17 protein-coding genes are annotated in these 19,032 nt (G+C 71.4%); 10 read left to right on the plus strand and 7 right to left on the minus strand.

Features of this window, described 5'->3' with window-relative positions; genetic code table 11:
- Positions 1-40 precede the first annotated feature (40 nt).
- From DZA62_RS07775 to DZA62_RS07785, 3 genes are read left to right on the plus strand one after another with little or no spacing between them, the layout of a single operon-like run.
- Positions 41-502: a MarR family winged helix-turn-helix transcriptional regulator gene (locus tag DZA62_RS07775; RefSeq protein ID WP_157987538.1), complete on the plus strand. Its 462-nt coding sequence runs from the start codon at positions 41-43 to the stop codon at positions 500-502.
- Positions 503-528: 26 nt separating this feature from the next.
- A complete protein-coding gene (locus DZA62_RS07780) occupies positions 529-2,064 on the plus strand; it encodes an MFS transporter (RefSeq protein WP_116948305.1) in 1,536 nt (511 codons plus the stop codon).
- Between the two features lie 38 nt (positions 2,065-2,102).
- Positions 2,103-3,059 carry a bifunctional riboflavin kinase/FAD synthetase gene (locus DZA62_RS07785; protein WP_116948306.1) on the plus strand — a complete coding sequence of 319 codons (957 nt, stop codon included), beginning with the start codon at positions 2,103-2,105 and terminating at the stop codon, positions 3,057-3,059.
- A 290-nt stretch (positions 3,060-3,349) separates the two neighbouring features.
- Here DZA62_RS07785 and DZA62_RS07795 read toward each other — a convergent pair whose 3' ends face one another.
- Positions 3,350-3,904 (minus strand): GNAT family N-acetyltransferase, encoded by a 555-nt coding sequence (locus DZA62_RS07795; protein ID WP_116948308.1) that lies wholly within the window; start codon positions 3,902-3,904, stop codon positions 3,350-3,352.
- A gap of 16 nt (positions 3,905-3,920) precedes the next feature.
- Positions 3,921-4,163: a lasso peptide biosynthesis B2 protein gene (locus DZA62_RS37530; RefSeq protein WP_198663522.1), complete on the minus strand. Its 243-nt coding sequence runs from the start codon at positions 4,161-4,163 to the stop codon at positions 3,921-3,923.
- 228 nt (positions 4,164-4,391) lie between these two features.
- Here DZA62_RS37530 and DZA62_RS07805 point away from each other — a divergent pair, with 228 nt between their 5' ends.
- The 5 genes from DZA62_RS07805 to uppS all read left to right on the plus strand — a co-directional run bounded on the left by DZA62_RS07805 (position 4,392) and on the right by uppS (position 10,526).
- On the plus strand, positions 4,392-5,519 hold the full coding sequence (locus DZA62_RS07805; RefSeq protein WP_116948603.1) for a coiled-coil domain-containing protein: 1,128 nt from the start codon (positions 4,392-4,394) through the stop codon (positions 5,517-5,519).
- Between the two features lie 176 nt (positions 5,520-5,695).
- The gene (gene rpsO, locus DZA62_RS07810) at positions 5,696-5,965 is read left to right on the plus strand and encodes a 30S ribosomal protein S15 (protein WP_116948310.1); all 270 of its coding nucleotides are present in this window, start codon (positions 5,696-5,698) and stop codon (positions 5,963-5,965) included.
- Between the two features lie 226 nt (positions 5,966-6,191).
- Entirely contained in the window at positions 6,192-8,414 is a 2,223-nt protein-coding gene (locus DZA62_RS07815) for a polyribonucleotide nucleotidyltransferase (protein WP_116948311.1), read from the plus strand.
- Positions 8,415-8,421: 7 nt separating this feature from the next.
- A complete protein-coding gene (locus tag DZA62_RS07820) occupies positions 8,422-9,741 on the plus strand; it encodes a M16 family metallopeptidase (protein WP_232827303.1) in 1,320 nt (439 codons plus the stop codon).
- 2 nt (positions 9,742-9,743) lie between these two features.
- A complete protein-coding gene (uppS, locus tag DZA62_RS07825) occupies positions 9,744-10,526 on the plus strand; it encodes a polyprenyl diphosphate synthase (protein ID WP_116948313.1) in 783 nt (260 codons plus the stop codon).
- On the opposite strand, the gene DZA62_RS07830 is transcribed toward uppS, so the two are convergent.
- From DZA62_RS07830 to DZA62_RS07845, 4 genes are all read right to left on the minus strand, one after another.
- Positions 10,517-11,242, minus strand: a complete 726-nt coding sequence (locus DZA62_RS07830; protein ID WP_116948314.1) for a flavodoxin family protein — start codon at positions 11,240-11,242, stop codon at positions 10,517-10,519. The two genes, uppS and DZA62_RS07830, sit on opposite strands and share 10 nt — an antisense overlap.
- Positions 11,243-11,332: 90 nt before the next feature.
- The gene (locus DZA62_RS07835) at positions 11,333-12,817 is read right to left on the minus strand and encodes a pyridoxal phosphate-dependent decarboxylase family protein (RefSeq protein ID WP_116948315.1); all 1,485 of its coding nucleotides are present in this window, start codon (positions 12,815-12,817) and stop codon (positions 11,333-11,335) included.
- Positions 12,818-12,860: 43 nt separating this feature from the next.
- Entirely contained in the window at positions 12,861-13,322 is a 462-nt protein-coding gene (locus DZA62_RS07840) for a tRNA (cytidine(34)-2'-O)-methyltransferase (RefSeq protein ID WP_116948316.1), read from the minus strand.
- Between the two features lie 17 nt (positions 13,323-13,339).
- Complete coding sequence (locus DZA62_RS07845; RefSeq protein WP_116948317.1) at positions 13,340-14,299, minus strand: GlxA family transcriptional regulator; 960 nt, start codon at positions 14,297-14,299, stop codon at positions 13,340-13,342.
- Between the two features lie 83 nt (positions 14,300-14,382).
- Between DZA62_RS07845 and DZA62_RS07850 the strand changes: the two genes are divergently transcribed.
- A complete protein-coding gene (locus tag DZA62_RS07850; protein ID WP_408618437.1) occupies positions 14,383-15,909 on the plus strand; it encodes an MFS transporter in 1,527 nt (508 codons plus the stop codon).
- A 594-nt stretch (positions 15,910-16,503) separates the two neighbouring features.
- On the opposite strand, the gene DZA62_RS35565 is transcribed toward DZA62_RS07850, so the two are convergent.
- Positions 16,504-17,175: a hypothetical protein gene (locus DZA62_RS35565; protein WP_157987539.1), complete on the minus strand. Its 672-nt coding sequence runs from the start codon at positions 17,173-17,175 to the stop codon at positions 16,504-16,506.
- A gap of 683 nt (positions 17,176-17,858) precedes the next feature.
- Between DZA62_RS35565 and DZA62_RS07860 the strand changes: the two genes are divergently transcribed.
- Complete coding sequence (locus DZA62_RS07860; protein ID WP_116948319.1) at positions 17,859-19,025, plus strand: hypothetical protein; 1,167 nt, start codon at positions 17,859-17,861, stop codon at positions 19,023-19,025.
- Positions 19,026-19,032 lie beyond the last annotated feature (7 nt).

Below are 19,032 nucleotides of genomic sequence, written 5' to 3' on the forward strand. Positions count from 1 at the left end.
ATAGTTGCACTGACCAACCACTGAGGCGGTGACGCGCGCCATGCGCAGCGATGTCTGGAGTGAGCTCGTCGACCAGGGACGTCTCCTGGTACGGCTGGGCAAGCTGCTCACCCACCGCCACGTCGAGATCTACGAGGGCGTGGGTCCGACGCTGGGCGGCATGCTCGCCGCGCTGAGCAAGGGCGGCCCCATGCGGCTGACGGCTTTGGCCGACCAGCTGCAGGTGGACACGTCCGTCGCCAGCCGGCAGGCGGCCGAGCTGGTGGAGCGAGGGCTGGTGGAGCGTCGTCCGGACCCGGACGACGCCCGCGCCGGCATCCTCGACCTCACCGGCGACGGCCACGCCGTCCTGCAACGCGCCCGCGAGCGCAGCGGCGAGATCGTCGCCGCCGCGCTCGAGCACTGGAGCGAAGCCGAGGCCCGGCAGCTGGTTGATCTGCTCACCAAGCTCAACGGCGATCTCCGCGAGGAGCTCTGCGGGGGAAAGGAACGCGTCCGATGACGACAGAGGCTGCTGCGCCTTCGACGATGTCCCATCGACAGGTGCTGGAGGCGATGTCCGGGCTGCTGCTCGCCATGTTCGTGGCGATGCTGTCCGGGACCATCGTCGCCAACGCGCTGCCGCGGATCATCGGCGACCTCGGCGGCAACCAGGACCAGTACACGTGGGTCGTGACGGCGACCCTGCTCGCGGCCACGGCCACCACCCCGATCTGGGGCAAGCTGTCCGACCGCATGAACAAGAAGCTGCTCGTGCAGCTGTCGATCACCGTCTTCGTGATCGGCTCCGTCCTGGCCGGGTTCTCCCAGAGCACCGAGGGCCTGATCGGTTTCCGCGTCCTGCAGGGCCTGGGGCTGGGCGGCCTGCAGGCGCTCGTGCAGATCGTCATGGCCTCCATCGTCAGCCCGCGTGAGCGCGGCCGGTACATGGGGTACTTCGGTGCCGTCATGGCGGTGGCGACGGTCGGCGGCCCGCTGCTGGGCGGCTTCCTCGTCGACTCCAGCCTCGGCTGGCGCTGGTGCTTCTGGGTCGGCGTCCCGTTCGGGATCGCCGCGCTGGTGCTGCTGCAGCGGACGCTGAAGCTGCCGGTGCTGACGTCGAACACCAAGATCGACTGGCTGGGCGCGCTGCTCATCCCCGGTGGCATCAGTGTGCTGCTGATCTGGGTCACGCTGGCCGGGTCGAACTTCGCCTGGGCCTCGTGGCAGAGCGCGGCGTTCGTCGTCGGTGGCGTCCTGCTGATCGCGCTGGCCGTCATCGTCGAGCGGCGGGTGGAGGACCCCGTGGTGCCGCCGCGGCTGCTGCGGCAGCGGACCATGGTGCTGGCGATCATCGCCAGCGTCGCCATCGGCATCGCGATGTTCGGCTCCTCGGTCTTCTTCGGCCAGTACTTCCAGATCGCGCGCGGCTACTCGCCGACGGCGGCCGGCCTGCTCACGCTGCCGATGATCGTCGGCCTGCTCCTCGCGTCGACCATCACCGGCCAGCTGGTCACCCGGTTCGGGCGGTGGAAGAGATTCCTCGTCGCGGGCACCGGGCTGATCGTCGTCGGACTCGGGCTGCTGGGCACGATCGACCACTCGACGTCGCTGGTGCTGATCGGCGTCTACATGGCCATCCTGGGCGTCGGCGTCGGGTCGAGCATGCAGAACCTGGTGCTGGCCGCGCAGAACGGCCTCGACTACCGCGACCTCGGCGCCGGGACGTCGACGGTGACGTTCTTCCGCTCGCTCGGCGGCGCGGCCGGAGTCTCCGTCCTCGGCGCGATCCTGGCCACGCACGTCACCGACCTCATCACCGAGGGGCTGGCCTCCGTCCCGGGCGCCGGCAGCGCCACGCAGGACGGCGGCTCGACGTCACTGGACCTCAGCGGGCTGCCCGGGCCGGTGCGGGTCATCGTCGAGCACGCCTACGGCGACGCGACGGCGCTGGTGTTCCTCATCTCCGGGGCGATCGCGCTGCTGGCGTTCGTCGCCGTCCTGTTCATGCGGGAGACCTCGCTGCGCACGACGGTGGGCGACGCCGAGGCGGTCGAGCTGGAGGAGGTCGCCGCGCGGGCATAATGTCGTAGTCAGACGACATCGAACCCGGGAGAACTCGCGTGCACCGCTGGACCGATCTCGACCAGGTCCCTCCCGGGTTCGGCCCGTCGGTCGTCACCATCGGCAACTTCGACGGCGTCCACCTCGGCCACCGGCAGGTCCTCACCCGCATGGTGGCCGACGCCCGTGCCGCCGGTCGCGCCCCCGGCACCCAGGCCGTCGCCGTCACGTTCGCCCCCCACCCGCTCCAGCTGCACCGGCCCGACGAGGCTCCGCCGCTGATCACCGGCGTGCGCGACAAGCTCGAACTGCTCGCGTCGACGGGGCTCGACGCGGTGCTCGTCCAGCCGTACACCTGGGAGTTCGCCCGTCAGTCGCCGGAGGAGTTCGTCCGCCGCTTCCTGGTCGACGGCCTGCACGCCGTCACCGTCGTCGTCGGCCGCGACGTCCGGTTCGGCTGGCAGAACGCGGGCGACCTGTCGACGATGCTCGCGCTGGGCGAGCGCTACGGCTTCAGCGTCGAGGTGATCGACGACGTCAGCACCCCCGAGGGCGGCCGCCGCTGGTCGTCGACGTGGGCGCGCGAGCTGCTGCTGCTCGGTGACGTCGCCGGTGCGGGGGAGATCCTCGGCCGGCCGCACCGCATGCGCGGCGTCGTCGTCGAGGGCGACAAACGGGGCCGAGAGCTCGGCTTCCCGACCGCCAACCTCTCGTCGGACGCCGACGGCCTGGTCCCGGCCGACGGCGTGTACGCGGGCTGGCTGTCCGTCGTGGCGGGCGAGCCGGAGCGGCTGCCGGCCGCGATCTCGATCGGTACCAATCCGACGTTCTCGGGCGTGTCTCGGCGGGTGGAGGCCTACGTCATCGGCCGCACCGACCTCGACCTCTACGGCGACGAGATCCTGCTCGAGTTCGTCGAGCGCCTGCGCCCCACCGTCAAGTTCGACTCCATCGACGACCTCGTCGCCACCATGACCGACGACGTCGCCAAGGCCCGCGTCGTCCTGGGGGTCTAGGGCGTGTCGTTCCAGCGTCTGGTCGCCGGCGCGCAGGGCGTGGCCCCCACCGTCAGCGCCGACCACGCCGCCGAATGCCCCTCGGAGTGTTCGCCCGAGCTCGGGGCGACTTGCGCCGGGCCCGGGCGGTTCGCCTCCATGCCCACGCGCAGGCGGGTGGTCGTCGCCGGGGTGTTGACCTGAGCGCCAACTGTTGTCGTCACGTCAACAGGTCGGGATGGTGCCCGGCAGGGTCCGGCCGTGTCACCTGGGTGCGGCCGTCCGCGCACGGCACCCCTGGGGAAGCTCGCCTACGCCGGAATCCTGCTCGGGCCCGGGAAGTCGGCGCGCACGACGTCCATCAGCAACTCGTCGCAGGACTCGCCGCGCCACCAGCCGGCCTGCCGCAGCCGTCCGGCCGGACGGAATCCGGCCCGTTCGTAGGCGCGGATCGCGCGGGCATTCGGCTCCAGCACTTTGAGCCAGACCATCCGCAGCGCCGCCAGGTGCAAGCCCCAGTCGAGCGTCAGCACGGCGGCTTCGGCGGCGAAGCCGTGCCCGCGCGCCTCGGGCGCCAGGATCATGAAGAACTCCGCCGTCCGCACCGCCGGGTCGACCCGCAGCACCGTCGTGCCCACCGGCGCGCCGTCGTCCAGCCGCACCACCTCGAACGCCGTGCGCTGGTCGTTGCGGGCCTGTGCCTCGTATCCCGCCGCCCGCGTCTCCCAGCTGACCGGCACCTGGGTGCCGTACCCGAGCATCGTCGCGGGGTCGGTCTCCCAGCGGTGGTACTCGGCCAGGTGCTCGGCCGTCGTCAGTGCGAGCGCCAGCCGCTCGCCACGGAGCAGCAGGTGCGGGTCACTCACAGCGGTCTCCGAACTGTCAGTTGATCGGGGTGTAGAGCTCGGTGTCTGGCGGTTCCTCCACCGGGCGCCCTTCGCCGTCGGCGAGCCAAGCGTGAAACCGCAGTGGATCCGTGGCCGCTCCATGGGTCCAGCAGCCGCGACGACCAGCAGCAGCCAAGAGCAGATTTGCCGCGACGGACTCCTCCAGACACGCAACCCGGGCGGGAACGCCGTGCGCGCGTCGAGCGCTGGTTGCTGTCGTTCGAGCACCTCTGTTCACCTCCCGAGAGATACGTAGACATCGCGTTCTGGCCGGTCGCGACGCTTGACCTCAACGATGACCGATCGCAAGGCGGACGAGAAGGTGTCATGTTGGTGACGTGGGTTCGTCACCTGCGGACGTGTGAGACTGGATCGCATGGCAGGTGCTTCCGCTCCCGCGTGGTCGCGGCGCATTCGCCGTGAGCGTGCGCTCCGGGGTTGGTCGCAGGCCGACGCCGTGCGCGCGCTGCTGGCACACGGCGACGGCACGCTGCCCGACCGCGAGCACGTTTTGCGCCGATGGAAGGCGTGGGAGTCGGGCGAGTCGACACCGGGCGGCCGCTATCAGGCGCTGATCGCGAAGACCTTCGGCACGACGCGATACGCGATCTTCCCGGCCCCGCATCGGCCGGACGAGACGGCTGACGGTGGCATGGAAACACTGGAGATTCTCACTCGCCTGCAACGCTCTGATGTCGACGTGGCAACGCTGGATGCACTGCGCATCACGGTCGACCGGCTCTGTGCCGAGTATTCCTACCGGCCGGCAGAGCAGTTGCTCATCGAGGGGCGCGAGTGGCTTGGTCGCGTCGCCGAGTTGCAGCAGCGCCGGCTCACCCTGGCTCAGCACCAGGAAATCCTGGTCATGGCAGGCTGGCTCGCGCTCCTGGTCGGCTGCGTCGAGCACGATCTGGGCCGGTCCCACGCTGCAGAATCCACCCGGCGGGCGGCGCTCAGCTTGGGCGTGGAGGCTGGTCATGGCGAGATCCAAGGCTGGGCGCATGAGATGCGGGCGTGGTTCGCGCTGACCTCTGGTGACTTCCGCGGCGTGATCGAGGCGGCGCGGGCCGGCCGCGTCGTCGCGGGCACCACCAGTGTGACGGCGCAGCTTGCTGCTCAGGAGGCGAAGGCTTGGGCGCGCATGGGAGACAGGCGCCAGGTCGAGCTGGCGCTGGACCGCGGACGCGAGATCCGCGACGCGTTGCCCTACCCGGACAACGTCGCCCATCACTTCGTCGTCGATCCGGCCAAGTTCGACTTCTACGCCATGGACGTCTACAGGATCATCGGGGTGGACTCGGTGGCCGAGAGCTTGGCGCAGGAGATTCTGCACTCGGGGTTCGCCGAGCGAGCGCCGATGCGAGTTGCTGAGGCAAAGATCACCCTCGGGGTTGTCGCCGCTCGCACTGGTGAGTTGGAGGCAGCGGTCGAGCACGGACAGCGGGCGATCGGCGACGGCGCTCGCCGGTCGATCCCGTCGCTCCACCTGGCTGCCGACGAACTGGCGGCAGAGCTGCGTGCTCGGTATCCGGAGGAGCGCTCTTCGCGTGAGTACCTCGATCGAGTCCAGGAGCTCAGGACGGAGCCGGGTTGACCGTACGAAACACCTTGGCCGGACTGTGCTCGCCGCTGTGCCGGCGAAGGAGGCCCGATTGGGTACGGGCTGGGCTGCGCTGGTATCCTTGGCGCCGCCGTTAGAACGGCCGCGGTTCGAGAGTGCCCCGGTGGACATGCCCGGATGCGCCGCGCAACAACACGACAAGGAGTCCCGTGCCGACCGACACGAAGACCAAAGAGACCATCATCGCCGAGCACGCTCGCGGCGAAGGCGACACGGGCTCGCCCGAGGTTCAGGTTGCGCTGCTCACGCACCGCATCAACCACCTCACCGAGCACCTGAAGGTGCACAAGCACGACCACCACAGCCGCCGCGGGCTGCTGTTGCTGGTCGGCCAGCGCCGCCGGCTGCTCAAGTACCTGCAGCGGGTCGACATCGAGCGCTACCGTGCGCTGATCGAGAAGCTCGGCCTGCGCCGATGAGCTGACGCCGAGGGGAGCGGACTCCCGAGACAGGGATCCGCTCCCTCGGCATTTCAGCCGCACAATTGAACAAACGCCCAACCGATCAGGGCGGCCGTCTTGAACGCGGCAGGCCGGTCCTCGGTTGTGGCCCTCGGGAACGACTGACCCGCGGGCTTCCATCGAAGACCGGCGCGTACGAGATCTCATTCGAGCGGCCTCCCGCCACGTTCCAGGAGGACGACCCATGACGGGTCCCCAGATCCACAGCGCCGAAGCCGTCATCGACAACGGCAAATTCGGCACCCACACCATTCGCTTCGAGACCGGTCAGCTCGCCCAGCAGGCGGCCGGCTCCGCCGTCGTCTACCTCGACGACGAGACCATGCTGCTCTCGGCCACCACGGTGTCGAAGAACCCGAAGGAACACCTCGACTTCTTCCCGCTGACGGTCGACGTCGAGGAGCGCATGTATGCCGCGGGCCGCATCCCCGGCTCGTTCTTCCGCCGCGAGGGCCGGCCCAGCGAGGAGGCCATCCTCACCTGCCGGCTCACCGACCGGCCGCTGCGCCCGTCGTTCGCCAAGGGCCTGCGCAACGAGGTCCAGGTCGTCATGACGGTCATGTCGCTGCACCCCGACCACCTGTACGACGTCGTCGCCATCAACGCCGCGTCCGCGTCCACCCAGCTCGCCGGTCTGCCGTTCTCCGGCCCCGTCGGAGCCGTCCGGGTCGCGCTGATCGAGGACCAGTGGGTCGGCTTCCCGAACCACTCGCAGCTGACCGAGGCCGTCTTCGACATGGTCGTGGCCGGCCGGGTGCTGCCCGACGGCGACGTCGCCATCATGATGGTCGAGGCCGAGTCGACCGCCGAGACGTGGGGCCTGGTCCAGGCCGGCCGCACCGCGCCGACGGAGGAGGTCGTGGCCGCCGGCCTCGAGGCCTCGAAGCCGTTCATCACCGCGCTGGCCAACGCGCAGAAGCAGCTGGCCGACGCCGCGGCGAAGGAGACGGCTGAGTTCCCCGTCTTCCTCGACTACACCGACGAAATCTACGCCGCCGTCGAGGGCGCCGCCCGCGACGAGTTGGCCAAGGCGCTGACCATCGGCGCCAAGCAGGAGCGTGAGCAGCGTCTCGACGAGCTCAAGGGCGAAGTCAAGGAGCGGCTGGCCGAGCAGTTCGAGGGCGCCGAGAAGGACATCAGCGCCGCGTTCCGCTCGCTGACCAAGTCGGTCGTCCGCGAGCGGGTGCTGCGCGAGCAGGTCCGCATCGACGGCCGCGGCCTCACCGACATCCGGACGCTGTCCGCCGAGGTCGGCCCCATTCCGCGGGCGCACGGCTCGGCGCTGTTCGAGCGCGGCGAGACGCAGATCCTCGGCGTCAGCACGCTGAACATGCTCAGCATGGAGCAGAAGCTCGACACCCTCTCGCCCGAGAAGTCCAAGCGCTACATGCACAACTACAACTTCCCGCCCTACTCGACCGGTGAGACCGGCCGGGTTGGCTCGCCCAAGCGGCGCGAGATCGGCCACGGCGCGCTCGCCGAGCGGGCGCTGCTGCCGGTGCTGCCGGCGCGCGAGGAGTTCCCGTACGCCATCCGGCAGGTCTCCGAGGCGCTCAGCTCCAACGGCTCGACGTCCATGGGCTCGGTCTGCGCGTCGACGATGTCGCTGCTGAACGCGGGTGTGCCGCTGCGCGCCCCGGTCGCCGGCATCGCCATGGGCCTCATCTCCGGTGAGGTCGACGGCGAGCAGCGCTACGTCACGCTCACCGACATCCTCGGTGCCGAGGACGCCTACGGCGACATGGACTTCAAGGTCGCCGGCACGCGCGAGTTCGTCACGGCGCTGCAGCTGGACACCAAGCTCGACGGCATTCCGGCGTCGGTCCTGGCGGCCGCGCTGCAGCAGGCCCGCGACGCCCGGCTCACGATCCTCGACGTCATGGCCGAGGCGATCTCCGAGCCGGACGAGATGAGCCCTTACGCGCCGCGGATCATCTCCATCAAGATCCCGGTCGACCAGATCGGCGCGGTCATCGGCCCCAAGGGCAAGGTGATCAACCAGATCCAGGACGACACCGGCGCCGAGATCGCCATCGAGGACGACGGCACCATCTTCATCGGTGCGGTCGACGGCCCGTCCGCCGACGCCGCGCGCAACGCGATCAACGCCATCGCCAACCCGACGATGCCCGAGGTCGGCGAGCGCTACCTCGGCACCGTCGTCAAGACGACGAGCTTCGGCGCGTTCGTCTCGCTGCTGCCGGGCAAGGACGGCCTGGTGCACATCTCCAAGCTGCGGTCCCTCGCGGGCGGCAAGCGGGTCGAGAACGTCGACGACGTCGTCTCGGTCGGGCAGAAGATCCAGGTCGAGATCACCGAGATCGACGACCGCGGCAAGCTCGCCCTGACGCCGATCGTCGACGAGGAGACGCCTGCTGCCGCCGCCGGCGAGGCGGACGAGTCCTGACGGTCGCGTGACAACCCCGTCGACGCGGACACTGCTGGGGGAGGACGAGGGCGGACTGGTCCGCCGCACCGTCCTCCCCGGTGGGCTGCGCATCGTCACCGAGGCCGTGCCGACGGTCCGGTCGGTCGCCTTCGGCATCTGGGTGGGCGTCGGCTCGGTCGACGAGCAGCCGACCGAGGCCGGCGCCACGCACTACCTCGAACACCTGCTGTTCAAGGGGACGCCGAAGCGCACGGCTCTGGACATCTCCGCGGCCATCGAGTCCGTCGGCGGTGAGATCAACGCGTTCACCGCCAAAGAGTTCACCTGCTACTACGCGCGGGTCCTCGACACCGACCTGCCGCTGGCGGTCGACGTCGTGGCCGACATGGTCACGTCGTCGCTGATCACGCCGGCCGATGTCGAGAGCGAGCGTGAGGTCGTCCTCGAAGAGATCGCCATGCGCGACGACGACCCGTCCGACGCCGTGCACGACCTGCTGGCCGGGCACATGTGGGGCGACAGCCCGCTGGGCCGGTCGATCCTCGGCACGGTCGACAGCATCACCGGCATGGCGCGCGACACCGTCAACGACTACTACCGGCGGCACTACCTGGCCCGGAACATGGTCGTCGCGGTGGCCGGCAACGTCCGCCACGACGACGTCGTCGCGCTGGTCGAGAAGGCGTTCGGCACGGCCGGATTCCTCGACGGCGACGACGAGCCCGCGGCGCCGCGTACCGGCGGGGTCGCGCCGTCGTCCGGTCAGGGCGTCACACTGCTGCACCGGCCCACCGAGCAGGCCAACGTCGTGCTGGCCGTTCCCGGGCTGGCCCGCAACGACGAGCGCCGGTTCGCGCTCGGCGTGCTGAACGCCGCACTCGGCGGAGGCATGTCGTCGCGGCTCTTCCAGGAGGTCCGCGAGCGGCGCGGCCTGGCGTACTCCGTCTACTCGTACGCGGCACAGCACGCGGCGGCCGGGCTGCTCGGCGTCTACGTCGGCTGCCAGCCGAAGAAGATCGACCAGGTGCTGGAGCTGTGCCGCACGGTGCTGGCCGACGTCGTCAGCGGCGGCATCACGGCCGAGGAGCTCTCCCGCGGCAAGGGCCAGGCCCGCGGCGGGCTGGTGCTCGGCCTCGAGGACACCAGCGCTCGGATGAGCCGGCTGGCCAAGGCCGAACTGGTCTACGACGAGCTGCCCAGCGTCGACGAGCTCATCGCCCGGGTCGACGCCGTCACCGTCGACCAGGTCAGCGAGCTCGCCCGGACGCTGCTGCCGGCCTCGCCGACGCTCGCGGTCGTGGGGCCGTTCGAGTCGGCCGGCCGGTTCGAGGCAGTGCTGGGTTGACGATGCCGTCGCCGCGCGGGCTGCTCTATCGGTGGTACGTGCGGCGGCTGTCGGCTGCTCTGCCGGCCGGCCGGCTGCCGCGGCACGTCGCCGTCGTCATGGACGGCAACCGCCGCTGGGCCCGGCAGGCCGGCTATGCCGACCCGTCGATCGGGCACCGGTTCGGCGCCGAGCACGTCGACGACCTGCTCGGCTGGTGCTCGGCGATCGGCATCGGGCACGTCACGGTCTACGTCGCCTCGGCCGACAATCTGCGCAAGCGCGACTCCGGCGAGGTCGACCACCTCATGCGCATGGTCGAGGAGGTCGTCGCCGAACGACTGGCCGACCCGGCGCACACCTGGCGCCTGCACGTCGCGGGCCGCCTCGACCTGCTGCCCGACAGCACCCGCGACGCGCTGAAGCTGGCCGTCGAGGCGACCGCCGGGCGGTCCGGGCCGGCGCTGACGGTGGCGATCGGCTACGACGGCCGCCAGGAGATCGTCGACGCCGTCCGCGCCCATGTCGACGACGCCGAGCTGGCCGGCACGCCCGTCTCCGTCGCCGACCTCGCCGACCGCCTCACATCCGACGACATCGCCCGGCACCTCTACACGCACGGCCGGCCGGAGCCCGACCTCGTCATCCGCACCAGCGGCGAGCAGCGGCTGTCCGGGTTCCTGCTCTGGCAGTCCACGCAGGCCGAGCTCTACTTCTGCGACGCCTACTGGCCCGGCTTCCGCGAGGTCGACTTCCTCCGCGCGCTGCGCACCTATGCGCGGCGGAAGTCCCTGGCTCAGCGGTAGTCGGGGTTCTCGAAGCCGACCCGGCAGCCGGCCTCCCACTCCGAACGGCGATTGCCGTAGGCCGGCACCCCGCCGGCGCGCGCGAGCATCGCGGCCAGGTGCATCAGGTTGAAGGTCATGAACGTGGTGTTGCGGTTGGTGAAGTCGTTCTGCGGCCCGCCGGACTCCGCGTCGAGGTACGACGGCCCCGGACCGGCTTCCCCGATCCAACCGGCGTCGGCCTGCGGCGGGATGACGTACCCGAGGTGCTGCAGGCTGTAGAGCACGTTCATCGCGCAGTGCTTCACACCGTCCTCGTTGCCGGTGATGAGACAGCCGGCGACGCGGCCGTAGTACACGTACTGCCCGGCATCGTTGAGCAGGTGCGAGCATCCGTACAGTCGCTCGATCACCCGCTTCATCACCGACGAGTTGTCACCGAGCCAGATCGGCCCGGCCAGCACCAGGATGTCGGCGGCCAGCACGCGCTCGTACAGCTCCGGCCAGGCGTCGACGGCCCAGCCGTGCTCGGTCATGTCGGGCCAGACACCGGTGGCGATGTCGTGGTCGATCGCCCGCACCTCGTCGACGGTGACCCCGGCCTGTCGCATGATCCGCGTGCTGAGGTCGATCAGTCCCTGGGTGTTGCTGATCTGCGGCGATCGCTTGAGCGTGCAATTGATGAACATCGCGCGCAGGGCGCTGAAGTCCGGCGCTGTGCCATCGACGGCTGTCATCGGATCCCCCTGTCCTCGTGCCGACAACAGCACGCTACCGACTCCCGGACCCCTTTCGGTGCGGCGTGATGGGGCGGGGCTGCCGCACTGTCAGGTCGGTGGCCGACGCTGCGCGTGCAACCGCCGGCCGTGCTCGACCACCTCGTCGGCCAGGGTCTCGACGTGCTCCGCCTCGGTGCGGTAGCTGATCAGACAGGCGCGGATCGCGTAGCGTCCCGCGACCACGGCGTTCGACGGGTAGACCCGGCCGGCTCGCTGCACGGCATACAGGATGCGCTCGTTGAGCTCGTCGAGGTAGTCGTCGTCGTGCGTCCCTGGCGGGACGTAGCGGAAGCAGACGATCGAGAGCTCCGGGTCGGCCAGGGCCTCCAGTTCGTCGTGCTCGCCGACCAGGTGGTGCAGCCATCCGGCCAGCTCGACGTCGTGCCGGATGCGCCGCGCGCTGGCGTCCCAGCCCTGCGCGAGCAGCGACACCCACACCGGCAGCGCGTCGAACGGCCGCGTGAACTGCGGCGTCCACTGGTAGCGCAGCATCATGTCGCTCTGCGCCACGGCGTCCAACTTGGCGTAGTCGGGCTGCAGCGTGAACGCGGCGACGTGCCGGGACGGGTCGCGGAACAGCACGAGGCTGGCCGAGATCGGCATGTTCAGCCACTTGTGCGGGTCGCAGGTGATCGAGTCGGCCCGCTCGATGCCGGCGAACGCGGGCCGCAGCTCGTCGACCATCGCGGCAGGTCCGCCGTACGCGGCGTCGACGTGGAACCAGCAGCCGTGCCGCGCGGCGACGTCGGCCAGCTCGGCCAGCGGGTCGATGGCGCCCAGCTCGGTCGTCCCGGCCGTCCCGACCACGGCGAGCGGCCGGACGCCGTCGGCGACGTCACGCAGGACGGCCGCCTCGACGGCGTCCGGGCGGAGCCGGAACCGATCGTCCGTCGCGATGCGGCGGACCGCCGCGGTGCCGAGTCCGAGCAGGTCGGCAGCCCGGTCGACGGTCTCGTGCACGTCGTCGGAGGCGTAGATCGCCAGCGGCGGCCCGGCGGCGACGCCGTCACGCCTGACGTCCCACCCGGCCAGCGCGTCGCGGGCGACGGCCAGCGCCATGAGGTTCGCGGTGGCGCCGCCGGTGACGAACGCACCGGACGTCTCCGGCGGCAGCCCGAGCCGCGCGGCGAACCAGGCCAGCACGTGGTTCTCGATCTCCGTCGCGGCCGGGCCGAGCGGCCAGCCGCCCAGGTTCTGGTTGATGCCCGCGGCCAGCAGCGCGGCGGGCGCTCCGGGGACGGTGCCGGCCCCGGTGATGAACGCCATGAAGCCGCCGTGGCCGGTCTGCGCGCCGTGCTCGAACACGACGGTGCGCAGATGCGCGAGCAGTTCGTCGTCGCCGAGTGGCTTGTCGGGCACGTCGCGGCCGTCGAGGACGGCGGCCCGGGTCTGCGCCGGGGTGTGCGGGTGCGTGACCGGGAGGCCGGGCAGCCGCCGCAGGTACTCCGTCCACAGCTCCAGCGTGGTCCGGCCGAATTCGGCGGCGCGGTCCGGCGTCCAGTCGAGGTCGGGGAGGGGTTCGGGTCGCTGCATGGCCCGACGGTACGCCCGTGCGCGTGTGACGGGCCGAGTGACGTCAGACGCCGGTGTAGTCGTGCTGGCGCCAGGCCTCGTAGACGGCGACGGCGGCCGAGTTCGACAGGTTCAGCGAGCGCCGTCCGGCCAGCATCGGGATGCGGACGCGGTCGGTGACGTGCCGGTCCTCGAGCACCTCGGCCGGCAGGCCGGTCGGCTCCGGGCCGAACAGCAGCACGTCGCCGGGCTGGTAACGGATGTCGCTGTGCCGCGTGGTGCCTGCGGTGGCGAACGCGTAGACGTTGGCCGGCGTCAGCGTGGCCCAGGCCGTGGCGAGATCGTCGTGCACCGTCACGCTGGCGAGGTCGTGGTAGTCGAGGCCGGCACGGCGCAGCTTGGCGTCGTCGAGGTCGAAGCCGAGCGGGCGGATCAGGTGCAGGTGGGCGCCGGTCGCAGCGACCATGCGGATGGCGTTGCCGGTGTTCGGCGGGATGCGCGGCTCGTAGAAGACGACGTGGAACACCCTGCGAGGGTACGGCGTCAGCTGCGGAAGGTGCGCCGGTAGCCGGACGGCGACACGCCGAGGCTGGCGCGCAGGTGCTGGCGCATCGAGGCCGGTGTGCCGAAGCCGCAGCGGCGGGCGACCTCGTCGACGGTGAGGTCGCTGTCCTCGAGCAGGTGGCGGGCGCGGTCGACGCGCTGCTGGATGAGCCACTGGCCGGGGCTGACGCCGGCCTCCTGGCGGAACCGGCGGGTGAACGTGCGCACGCTCATCGCCTGGCGGGTGGCGAGCTCCTGGAGGGTGAGCGGCTGGTCGAGGTGTTCGAGGGCCCAGCGGCGCGCGTCCGCGGTGGTGACGGCCGCCGGCTCGGGCACCGGCTGGTCGACGTACTGGGCCTGGCCGCCGTCGCGCCACGGCGGGACGAGGCAGCGGCGGGCGGCCCGGGTGGCGACGGCGGTGCCGAAGTCGCGGCGGACGATGTGCAGGCAGAGGTCGATGCCGGCCGCGACCCCCGCGGAGGTCAGGATGTCGCCGTCGTCGACGAACAGCACGTCGGGGTCGAGCTTGACCTGCGGGAACAGCTGCGCGAAGCGGTCGGAACTGCGCCAGTGCGTCGTCGCCGGCCGCCCGTCGAGCAGGCCCGCGGCAGCCAGCGCGAACGCGCCGGTGCAGATCGAGACGAGCCTCGTCGTCCTGCCGATGCGGTCGAAGGCCGCCGCGAGGTCGTCGGGAAGCGTGCCGTCGCGCGAGATGCTGGTCGTCTCGTACGACGCCGGGACGACCACGGTGTCGGCCGTCGTCAGCGCTTCCGGGCCGTGCGGGACGACGACGTCGAAGTCGGCGTCGGTGCGGACGGTTCCCTGCTCGAGGCCGCAGGTGCGCACGTCGTACAGCGGCCGGCCGTCCGCGGTCCGGGCGCTGCCGAAGATGCGCGCCGGGATCGACAGCTCGAACGGGATGACGCCGTGCCGGGCGAGCACGACCACGCGATGGGCCATGGCCGGATTCTTTCACATAGTGGCTGTCCGGCCACTGGTGGAGCTGCCTGCCGGTGCCGCACCATCGTCGGGTGACGCAGACCGTGCCGGCCCACCCGTCCTCTGGTTCGCCGTCTTCTGGTTCGCCGTCCGCGCCGCGTCGCCCCGCCCGGATTCACCGGGCCTGGTGGGTCGCGCTCGTCGCGTTCGTCGCCCTGGTGGGTGCGGCGGCGTTCCGGGCCACGCCCAGCGTCATGATCGAGCCGTTCCGCGACGAGTTCGGCTGGTCGCACGGCACCATCTCGTTCGCGATCTCCGTCAACATCATGCTGTACGGGCTGACGTCGCCGTTCGCGGCCGCGCTGATGGAGCGGTTCGGCATGCGGCGGGTGGTCTCCTTCGCGTTGTCGCTGGTCGCCGTCGGGAGCGGGCTGACCGTCTTCATGACGGCGAGTTGGCAGCTGGTGCTGTGCTGGGGCCTGCTGGTGGGCCTGGGGACGGGGTCGATGGCGCTGGCGTTCGTCGCCACCGTCACCGACCGCTGGTTCGCCGCGCGGCGGGGGCTGGTGTCCGGGATCCTCACCGCCGGGACGGCGACCGGTCAGCTGGTCTTCCTGCCGCTCCTCGCCCTGCTCATCGAAGACCACGGCTGGCGGCCGGCGTCGCTCATCGTCACCGGGGTCGCGTTGGCGGCGGTGCCGCTGGTGTGGTTCCTGCTCCGCGACCGCCCCGAGGACGTCGGTCTGCTTCCCTATGGCGCGGCTGCTCCGGATGGTGCGGCTGCTCCGGCTGAGTCACTCGGCACCGGGACGCCTCCGTCCGGGCCTCTCGACTCCGTGACTCTTCCGCCTGGGACTCGTGGCTCCACGACCGTCCAGGCCGGGGCGCCGGGTTCCCCCAACGTTCCGTCCGAGTCGCCCGCCGCTGCCCTCGGCCCCTCTGATCAGGCCGCGTCTGCGCCTCTCGCCCCGTCAGCCGTCGAGCCCTCGCAGCGCGGGACGGGTGCGGCCACGCGCGCGATCACCGCCCTGACCACGGCCGCCCGGACGAAGGCGTTCTGGCTGCTCGCCGGCACCTTCGCCATCTGCGGCGCGTCGACCAACGGCCTCGTGGGCACCCACTTCGTGCCCGCCGCCCACGACCACGGCATGCCCGTCACGACGGCTGCCGGTCTGCTGGCGGTCATCGGCATCTTCGACCTGATCGGCACCGTCGCCTCCGGCTGGCTCACCGACCGGTTCGATCCGCGCCTGCTCCTCGGCGTCTACTACGCGCTGCGTGGGGTGTCGCTGATGGTGCTGCCGCTGTTGCTGGCCGGCGAGGTGCATCCGCCGATGCTGTTCTTCATCGTCTTCTACGGGCTCGACTGGGTCGCCACCGTCCCGCCGACGATCGCACTGTGCCGCGAGCATTTCGGCTCCTCCGGCCCGATCGTCTTCGGCTGGGTCCTGGCGTCGCATCAGATCGGGGCCGCTCTGGTCGCGTTCGGCGCGGGGCTGACGCGGGACGCCTACGGCAGCTACGACCTGGCCTGGATCAGCGCCGGCGCCCTCTGCGCCATGGCCGCCGCGATGGCCCTCGCCATCCGTCGCCGCATCCCACGGGGGCTCACCGCCGCCGACCAGCTGTAATTCGGCCGATGCCGGCAGCCCGGTGAGCGGGTGCGCCGGGCGAGCACGTCCTCGCCCGGCCATGCTCATGGCGCTATTGGTGCTGCCCCGACGACACCAGCAGCGCCATGATCATGGTTCTCGTCGGTGCGGGGGCCTCGCTCGCGGTGTCGTTGACGGTGCGCGCGTGGGTTCCTGCGATGGCGCCTGACACCAGCCCACGGCACGGGCGCTGCTCGCTCCGGCGTCGACCTCGATTGCCGGAATCGCCTTCTCGGCCCGGGGTCGGCGTCGGGTCCGCGTCCCTGGCTCTCGACGAGCGCCGTCGGCGGCCGAGCCGCTCTCTTGTGCCCAGCGACCCTGAGGCGGCCACGGACACGCCGCCACCGAACAGAAACGCCACCCGCCTCCGTCGTGCTCGTCGGGGTTGGCCTCGGCTCGTTTCCGTCGTGCTCGCCGGCTCCGACACGAACCGAGGCATGGACCCTGCTGGGGCTCGCATGACCGCCGCGTCCATCGCCGGCACCGTCCGACCGCCCGCCGTCGTCGTCGACGCGGCGCGTCGCCCGGATGTCGCTGAGTCCCCCGTGCCCCGGCGTCGACGTGCAGACCCTCCTAGATGTCGTCCGCGCGAACGGCCTCGGCGATGCGCCGCGTCGCTCGGCTGGCTCGCTGGCGTGCGGCCGCCCAGCTGATGCCGTGCCGAGCCGCCGCCGCACTACCGCCCGCGCAGCCGGGCGCCGGCGCGTAGATGTCGACCAGCAGGGTCGCGTCCTCCCGGCTGACCGTGCCATTGCCGACTGCCCAGGCGAGCAATTCGAACACCTCCAGGTCCGCCGGCTCCGACACGCCGGCTCGGCCGGCCGGTTCGTCGGCGATGGCCGGGTGCAGGTACTCGGGGCTGGACGGAGTCTCGTGCCGCTGGTGGGCAAGCTCGGTCACGGTCAGCCGGAGTGTGTCCATGGCGATGTTCGCCGCCACCTTCACCGGCCGCCGCTCGATCGGATAGCCCGCGACGACCGTCCACAGCGCCGTCACGGCAGCCTGCTCGAGGTTGGCCCGCGAGTCACGTCCAGAGTGGGTGGCGGCGATGCGGACCGCCTTGCCGAGCATGAGCTGGAACGCCGATCGCAGTGCCAGCCCATCGCCCGCCCGGCCCAGCCGCAGCAAGGCCAGCAACACACCGTCGGCATCACGCCGGACGGCGGGCTCGAGGTCGGCCAGCGACCACACGTCAGCGAGCCGCCAGCCGGCAACGGCCGCCGCCGTCGCCGGGTCGGCGCTCAAGCGGAGCCATTCGGCGTTCAGCTGCCCGACGAGGCTGTCGTCGCAGCGCCGCGCCGGACCCGTCGGACGGCCCGGGCTGGTGGGCCGGCTGGCGCGGGAACGATCCTTCGAGCCGGCCGACGGGCGAGCCGTGGCGGCATCGGTCGATCCGGCTCGGCCGGTCTCGGCGATGGCGCCTTCCGCTCCCCGGAGACGAACCGCTGCCGACGCCACGGCGGACCTGGGGTCGTCGGTGTCGGCGGCGTCGCGGCGAGGGTGCTCGGCGTCGACTGGCCGCTCGCCGGGGAGGCGCGATGACCGGCGGCGGGGGTGCTCGATGTTCGCCGGCGGGTCGTCCGGGACGCGAGCAGCCCGGCGGCGGGGATGGTCGGGGTCGGCCGGCACGTCGCGGGGAACGGCACTGGCTTGGCCGCGACGAACGCCTGCGGGCACAGGGGCGGTGGTGGCTGCGGACACGGTGGCTCCCTCCGGGGGTGGAACGCCTCCACGCTCGCGAACCGCTCTTGCCCGGAGACTTGCCCGAGCGCCGTGTACGCAGATCAGAGCGGTTGCCCGACTGGCCCGGGCCACTTGCCCGGCCACGTTCGGGCGCGGTTCTCCACAGGCTCAACTGGTCTGCGGAGTTGTCCACATTCCGGCGGATCGCCGTTGATCCAGTTGAGCGGTCGGAGGAGGGTCGAGCCATGACGAAGACACGCGCACACAAGCGCCGCGCCAAGCGGCGAGTCACCCGCCGCAGCGACGACAGCGGCCAGATCCGCTTCTCCACCCGCGACCGCGAGTTCGTCCTCGAGGCCATGACCGCCGAACAGGACGGTGACCTCGAGCGCGCCCTCGGCTGCCTGCGAAGAACACCTCATCGGTTCGGCAGTCCCTGGGCGAAACAGGTGGCCGAGCTGGTGACGCTGGGCGACCGCGCCGAACCCTGGCAGTGGGCCAGGTTCGCCGTCGCCGCCGGGCAGCGGTGGGTCGGCGTCATCCCGAGTCCGCTCGCTGCCAAGATCGAACGCGAGATCTGCGCCGGAGCTGGAGTCACGCTGGTGGCGGAACCCGGCGAGCATCCCTGGCAGATGGTGGCCGAACACGTCGCCATCGCCCGCATGGCCGCCGACGTGCTCCTGTTCGACGAGCTCATGCTCGAGCTGTTCCTCGTCCGCATCGCGCCCGCCCTCGACTCGCGAGGCGGGGGTGGCCGGCAGTGGGCGAGCACCTCTGCGCGGGTGTATGAGCTGGGCGACATCGACGGCATCCAACTCCGCCTCAGGGATCGCGGCACAGGGGAGTGGCACGTGGTCCGGCACCTGGGCGAGGCCGTGGGGCTTCCGTCCGACGCCCTGCTCCTGGGGCGCATCCTTCAGGTGCCCGGCACACCCGGGGGAGTCTTCGCCGGACCGCCCGTCGTTGTCGACCAGGCCGCGGCAGAGCAGCTGGCCGGGTTGCCCGACGCGGAGCCACACCACTTGGTCGAGCGGTGCGCCATGCTCGGCGCGGCGGCGCGGTCCGGTTTCACGTACCTGCAGGCGCCACCGGACTATGAGGAAGAGCCGGCCGCGGGTGTGCGGCTGCTGATGGAGCAGGGCCTCGACCGGGTAGCGGCCGAACGGTTCGCCATGGTGCAGTCGCTCGTGGCGATGTACGCGGTCGATCCCGGGTCGACGCCGGTCTACGCCTTCCACGCTGCCGACGCCCTTGCCGATCCACCGGTCGAAGCCGAGGTCCGACGTCGCCTCGTCGGCCCGTCGTATGCGGCGTTGTGGCGGGCGCTGGCGGGGGCCAGCAACGGGCTCGACCGCGAGCGCTTCCTGTCGCTCGCCGCCGCTGAACCGGCGAATCCGCAACCAGCGCGGTGACGGGCAC

It is taken from the genome of Jiangella endophytica, from assembly GCF_003427025.1.
Lineage (GTDB): Bacteria > Actinomycetota > Actinomycetes > Jiangellales > Jiangellaceae > Jiangella > Jiangella endophytica.

Excerpts from the sequence above, each read along its gene's own strand:
- DZA62_RS07775 (WP_157987538.1), top strand. The coding sequence starts at position 41 with ATGCGCAGCGATGTCTGGAGTGAGCTCGTCGACCAGGGACGTCTCCTG.
- DZA62_RS07780 (WP_116948305.1), top strand. The coding sequence starts at position 529 with ATGTCCCATCGACAGGTGCTGGAGGCGATGTCCGGGCTGCTGCTCGCC.
- DZA62_RS07815 (WP_116948311.1), top strand. The coding sequence starts at position 6,192 with ATGACGGGTCCCCAGATCCACAGCGCCGAAGCCGTCATCGACAACGGC.
- uppS (WP_116948313.1), top strand. The coding sequence starts at position 9,744 with ATGCCGTCGCCGCGCGGGCTGCTCTATCGGTGGTACGTGCGGCGGCTG.
- DZA62_RS07830 (WP_116948314.1), bottom strand. The coding sequence starts at position 11,242 with ATGACAGCCGTCGATGGCACAGCGCCGGACTTCAGCGCCCTGCGCGCG.
- DZA62_RS07835 (WP_116948315.1), bottom strand. The coding sequence starts at position 12,817 with ATGCAGCGACCCGAACCCCTCCCCGACCTCGACTGGACGCCGGACCGC.
- DZA62_RS07845 (WP_116948317.1), bottom strand. The coding sequence starts at position 14,299 with ATGGCCCATCGCGTGGTCGTGCTCGCCCGGCACGGCGTCATCCCGTTC.
- DZA62_RS07860 (WP_116948319.1), top strand. The coding sequence starts at position 17,859 with ATGACGAAGACACGCGCACACAAGCGCCGCGCCAAGCGGCGAGTCACC.